Consider the following 4,694-nt stretch of genomic DNA (forward strand, 5'->3'; position numbering starts at 1 on the left):
GCGTCGCGCAATCTCTGCCAGCCAACCCGTGAGGCGAAGCCGCTCAATCGCGGGAAAACCTTTCAAACCATGAAAGTCATCCATTCGAAAGCCTTTACGGCCAGCCGCCCCTGGGGGGCGCTCGACATCGCCAACATGAACGGCACGACAGTGCGCCTGCACTGGACCGACCAGCCGTACAAGTGGCACGTCAACGACGGTGAGGAAGTGTTCGCCGTGCTCGACGGCATTGTCGACATGCACTACCGCGAAGGCGGCGTGGAGCAGGTCGCGACGCTCGAAGCCGGCGACGTGTTCTTCGCGGGCGTGGGCTGCGAGCATGTCGCCCACCCGCGCGGCGAGGCGCGCGTCCTCGTGGTCGAGCGCGAAGGGAGCGTGTGAGCGGCCCGGTGTGGACCGGCGTGGCCCTGTGCGGCCAAAACACGGCGCCCGCCATTTCCACTACACTTGGCACCCTGACTACGTTCCCGCCATTCGCGCCGGGCGCGGCGAGCCCTCGTGCCTGGTCCCGGGTGGCGAGCACCTCGCACCGCCGCTATCCTGGCCCCGAAGGACTTCCTGGATTTCGCATGAACAATCTTTCCGCATTCCCCATTACCCAGAAGTGGCCCGCGCAACATCCCGAGCGCATCCAGCTCTACTCGCTGCCCACGCCCAATGGCGTCAAGGCGTCGATCATGCTGGAGGAAAGCGGCCTCGCCTATGAACCGCATCTGGTGCGTTTCGACACCAACGATCAGACGACGCCCGAATTCCTCTCGCTGAACCCCAACAACAAGATTCCCGCGATCATCGATCCGGACGGCCCCGGCGGCCAGCCGCTCGCGCTCTTCGAATCGGGCGCGATCCTGATCTATCTCGCCGACAAATGCGGCCGCTTTCTCGCCCGCGAAGGCGCGGCGCGCTACGAGACGATCCAGTGGGTGATGTTGCAGATGGGCGGCATCGGCCCGATGTTCGGCCAGTTGGGCTTCTTCCACAAGTTCGCCGGCAAGGAGTACGAGGACAAGCGCCCGCGCGACCGTTACGTTGCCGAGTCGCGGCGCCTGCTCGGCGTGCTCGACCAGCGCCTCGCCAGCCGCAAGTGGATCATGGGCGACGAGTACACCATCGCCGACATCGCCACGTTCCCGTGGGTGCGCAACCTGGTGGGCTTCTACGAGGCCGGCGACCTCGTGGGCTACGCCGACTTCAAGAACGTCGCTCGCGTGCTCGAGGCCTTTCTCGCACGCCCGGCCGTCGCGCGCGGGCTCAACATTCCGCCGCGCCCCTGAGCCTCGCGCGGCGCGCGCCGCGTCACGGCGTCAGGGTGGCGCCGCTTTCACGCGCGCCGCAACGGCGTCGGCCACCTCGGCCGCTGCGCGGCTGACGCTCTTGCGGTCGTCGGCGCGCGCGAGTACGAATTTCGCCGCCGCCACATAGGGATTGAGCGCGATGGCCGCGCCCGCGCCCGGCTTCGCGCGGCTCGATTCGCTGTCGATCACCTGATAGAGCGGCTGGGGCGGCTGCGTCGCGAGATTGTCGACGGCAACCGCCAGCTCGATCTGGCTCGCGCCCGCGCCGAAACCCACCACCGCGCGGCGCAGGCTGTTCCCTTCGTCGACGCTCAGAAACACGCCGCGCACGAGCCAGCCCTGCGCAGGCAGAGGCGCGCCGCTCGCGAGCCGGCGCGCGTCGAGTCCTTTGCCGCGCAGATCCTCCGCGAGCGCATCGGCCATCTTCGTGACGATTTCCTGCGCCTGCTCCTGCGGATCCCTATGGCGCAGCAGCGGCCTCGGCAGCAATCCGCCGCCAAGCGGCCGCGCATTCTCCACAGGATTCGAATCCTGCTTGACGTTGGCCGCATCGAGCTCGAAATCCATCACATAGACGAGCGGCGCGCCCGGAGCCGGCCCAGGCCCCGCCGGCGCGCTCAACGGCTGCGAGAGCGCGTGCGGCGCGAACGCGCACATCCACACGGACACGAGCAGGCTGAAACCGCGTCGAATCTTCATCGCAAGCTCCCGTATGTTCGCAGGGATCCGGTTCATCCTGTTGCTGTGCGCCGCGGCGCTTCGCCGGTGCGGCGTCGTGCGCATTCGCGGGCCGTTGCCCGGCGAGCGCCACATGCGACAGGTGCCTTGATCCCTTCGTACAGCGCATGGAACTGTGAATGCCCTTGGCGGCGAAGTCTCGGGCAGCGCGAGCCTCAATGAGTCCGACCGTTGCTTCGATGCCGCGATCGGCTCATGGCTGGGTCCGCAGGTAAAGCCTTCCATGAGGCGTCGTCACGTCGACGATGATAGTCCCGCACCGCGAACGCCCGCGCGAGCGTGGCCGGCGTTGCGGCGCGCAACGGTGCTGCGCCTGGACGCAAGGAAATCGGGCGCCTCCCAGCCGGCTGGCTCAGCCATCGATCAAGCCGAGCCGGTGGAGGTCGTGTGCGAGTGCATCGGCATCTTTGAAGTGGCGCGCCTGCAAACCGGCGTCGAGCGCGCCCGTCACGTTGGCTTCGCTGTCGTCGATGAAAAGCGTCTCCTGCGGCAGCGCGCCGAGGTGCGCGACGCAGCCCAGATAAGTCTGCGCCGCGGGCTTGACCGCGCCGAACGCCGCCGATGAATAGATCCGCGCGCCGAACAGCCGGGCAACGGGCGGGTTCAGATAATCGAGGTGGTCGGTAACGAGCGAGCAGTTGTTGGTGAGCACGGCGATGCGGCAACGCGCGGCCACCCGCGCCGCCAGCGCGAGCGCCGCTTCGTTCGGCGCGATCGAGGCGCGCCGCGAGGCGAGCCAGAGGTCGCGGCCCACTTTGCAGCCGAGCATGCCGCCGAGCGCTCGCAAATACGCATCGGGGTCGAGTTCGCCCGCATCGGCGCGCGCTTCGAGACCCGAGCCCCAGATCGCATGGCGCACGGCCTCCGGCGGCGCGCCGGTCGCGGCCGCGAGGCTCGCCACACGCGCGTCGCGGTCGTAGTGGGACAGTACGCCTTCCATGTCGAACAGGACTACGCCGATAGCCGCCATCTGCCGCTCCCGCCGCCGAACATGCCCATAAGGTCCGCTGCAGATCATACCGCCGCCGCGTGCCAACCGGCGCAAACCGCCGCGCCGTAAGCTTGCGACGTGTTCGCGCCCCGAAACCGCCAGGCGATTCCGGTTACACTGCAACGCATGGACACCTGCCGTTATTGCGGAAAACTGCGCGACGAATGGGATTGCCACGGGCCGACGTGCCGCCAGGCGATCGCGCAGGCGCTGCGCCGCCAGCGCAAAGGGCTACCGATGGTGGCGAATGTGATCCGCAACGAAATTCCCGCCGACGCCACTACCGGCCAGATCATCACCGTGCTGTCGCGCCAGCGCATGCGCGCGCGCCGCGGCAACGAGGAACGGCGCGAGCGCAAGGCGCTCGAAAGCACGGACGGCCAGTGACGTGCTTGCTGCCTTGGGCGAGGCTCGCGATGCGTCGCTCATTGGTCACTTATCGGCTGTACATTCCGCCGCTTAATCGCTGCCTTATTCACCAACTACTCGCCAACCTCTCGCCAACCAATCGCCGCTCAATCGCTCTCGTTCGCGGACACACCGAGCCCGATTCGCGCGAACGTTTCCTCCAGATGATTCACGCACACGCGCACTTTCGCCGACTGCGCGAGCCGCGCCGGATACACGGCCCAGACGTTGGCCGGCTGCGTGACGCCGGGCAGCACGCGCTGCAGGCGCCCACTCTCCAGCAGCGGCGCGACATCCCAGATCGAGCGCAGCACGATACCGCGCCCCGCGAGCGCCCATTGCACGGCCACCTCGCCGTGATTGGTCGAGAGCGGCCCCGCCACTTTCACCGATACCGCTTCGCCGTGCGCATCGAGACGCCAGACGCCGAACGGATGATCGCGCTCCTTGATCGCAAGACACGCGTGCGAGGCAAGATCCGCGAGTTGCTGCGGCGCACCGCGCCGCGCGAGATAGGCGGGCGCGGCGCATAGCACACGATAGTTGGTGGCGAGACGCCGCGCGATCAGATGTCCGGCGATCTCGTCGCCGATGCGCACGTCGAGGTCGAAGCCCTCACCCACCACGTCGACGAGCCGGTCGAACAATTCGAGGCGCACGTTCAGTTGTGCATAGCGTTCGGAGAGGCTCGCGAGCGCGGGTGCGACGAAGTTGCGCCCGAAGCCGAAGCTGCTCGACACGCGCAGCGTGCCGCGCGGAATGCGGCGCGTCGTGGAAAGGTCTTCGACGAGTCGCTCGACGTCGTCGAGAATCTTGCCGGCCGAGGCGTAGACGCGCTCGCCCGCCTCGGTCATCGCGACGCGCCGCGTCGACCGATGCAAAAGACGCGTGCCAAGACGCGCCTCTAGCACGCCCACACGCTTGCTCACATAGGCAGGCGAAGCCGAAAGCGCCTCGGCCGCCGCACTGAAGCTCGCCTTGCGCACGACCATGCAGAACACGCGCAAATCGTCGAGCTCGGGCGAAGCCGTTGTTTTCGGCAATTTCAGCGCTTTCGGTACGCTTGCCCCTTCCGGTGTTTTCGTCACAACGCGGCCGCGACGGCTTCGCCCAGGGCCGCGGTATTCGCCGTGCCGCCCATATCCGGCGTGCGCGGGCCTTCCACCAGCACCTTCTCGATGGCCTGCATGATCGCGTCGTGCGCGGCCTTGTATTGCGCGTCGCCGTTGCCGAGGAACTCGAGCATCATCGCTCCCGACCAG

6 protein-coding genes and 1 pseudogene are annotated in these 4,694 nt (G+C 67.6%); 3 read left to right on the forward strand and 4 right to left on the reverse strand.

The window, feature by feature from the left end; all coding sequences use genetic code 11:
• Positions 1 to 69 precede the first annotated feature (69 nt).
• Both VMJ11_RS11855 and VMJ11_RS11860 read left to right on the forward strand, forming a co-directional pair.
• On the forward strand, positions 70 to 381 hold the full coding sequence (locus VMJ11_RS11855; RefSeq protein ID WP_325619605.1) for a cupin: 312 nt from the start codon (positions 70 to 72) through the stop codon (positions 379 to 381).
• 188 nt (positions 382 to 569) lie between these two features.
• Positions 570 to 1,274 (forward strand): glutathione S-transferase N-terminal domain-containing protein, encoded by a 705-nt coding sequence (locus VMJ11_RS11860; protein WP_325619600.1) that lies wholly within the window; start codon positions 570 to 572, stop codon positions 1,272 to 1,274.
• Positions 1,275 to 1,304: 30 nt separating this feature from the next.
• Here VMJ11_RS11860 and VMJ11_RS11865 read toward each other — a convergent pair whose 3' ends face one another.
• The gene (locus VMJ11_RS11865) at positions 1,305 to 1,994 is read right to left on the reverse strand and encodes a DUF4410 domain-containing protein (protein WP_325619601.1); all 690 of its coding nucleotides are present in this window, start codon (positions 1,992 to 1,994) and stop codon (positions 1,305 to 1,307) included.
• Between the two features lie 391 nt (positions 1,995 to 2,385).
• Positions 2,386 to 3,003, reverse strand: coding sequence for an HAD-IA family hydrolase (locus VMJ11_RS11870; protein ID WP_325619602.1), 618 nt, complete (start codon positions 3,001 to 3,003; stop codon positions 2,386 to 2,388).
• A 147-nt stretch (positions 3,004 to 3,150) separates the two neighbouring features.
• On the opposite strand from VMJ11_RS11870, the gene VMJ11_RS11875 reads away from it, so the two are divergent.
• Positions 3,151 to 3,411, forward strand: coding sequence for a hypothetical protein (locus VMJ11_RS11875; protein ID WP_325619603.1), 261 nt, complete (start codon positions 3,151 to 3,153; stop codon positions 3,409 to 3,411).
• A gap of 128 nt (positions 3,412 to 3,539) precedes the next feature.
• On the opposite strand, the gene VMJ11_RS11880 is transcribed toward VMJ11_RS11875, so the two are convergent.
• Both VMJ11_RS11880 and VMJ11_RS11885 read right to left on the reverse strand, forming a co-directional pair.
• Entirely contained in the window at positions 3,540 to 4,475 is a 936-nt protein-coding gene (locus VMJ11_RS11880) for a LysR substrate-binding domain-containing protein (RefSeq protein WP_325619604.1), read from the reverse strand.
• Between the two features lie 41 nt (positions 4,476 to 4,516).
• Positions 4,517 to 4,694: pseudogene (locus VMJ11_RS11885) on the reverse strand (tartrate dehydrogenase); the annotation flags it as partial.

This window comes from Paraburkholderia sp., from assembly GCF_035501035.1.
GTDB lineage: Bacteria > Pseudomonadota > Gammaproteobacteria > Burkholderiales > Burkholderiaceae > Paraburkholderia.

Bases quoted from the DNA above. Each gene is read 5' to 3' on its own strand.
- VMJ11_RS11855 (WP_325619605.1), top strand. From the start codon at position 70: ATGAAAGTCATCCATTCGAAAGCCTTTACGGCCAGCCGCCCCTGGGGG.
- VMJ11_RS11860 (WP_325619600.1), top strand. From the start codon at position 570: ATGAACAATCTTTCCGCATTCCCCATTACCCAGAAGTGGCCCGCGCAA.
- VMJ11_RS11865 (WP_325619601.1), bottom strand. From the start codon at position 1,994: ATGAAGATTCGACGCGGTTTCAGCCTGCTCGTGTCCGTGTGGATGTGC.
- VMJ11_RS11870 (WP_325619602.1), bottom strand. From the start codon at position 3,003: ATGGCGGCTATCGGCGTAGTCCTGTTCGACATGGAAGGCGTACTGTCC.
- VMJ11_RS11875 (WP_325619603.1), top strand. From the start codon at position 3,151: ATGGACACCTGCCGTTATTGCGGAAAACTGCGCGACGAATGGGATTGC.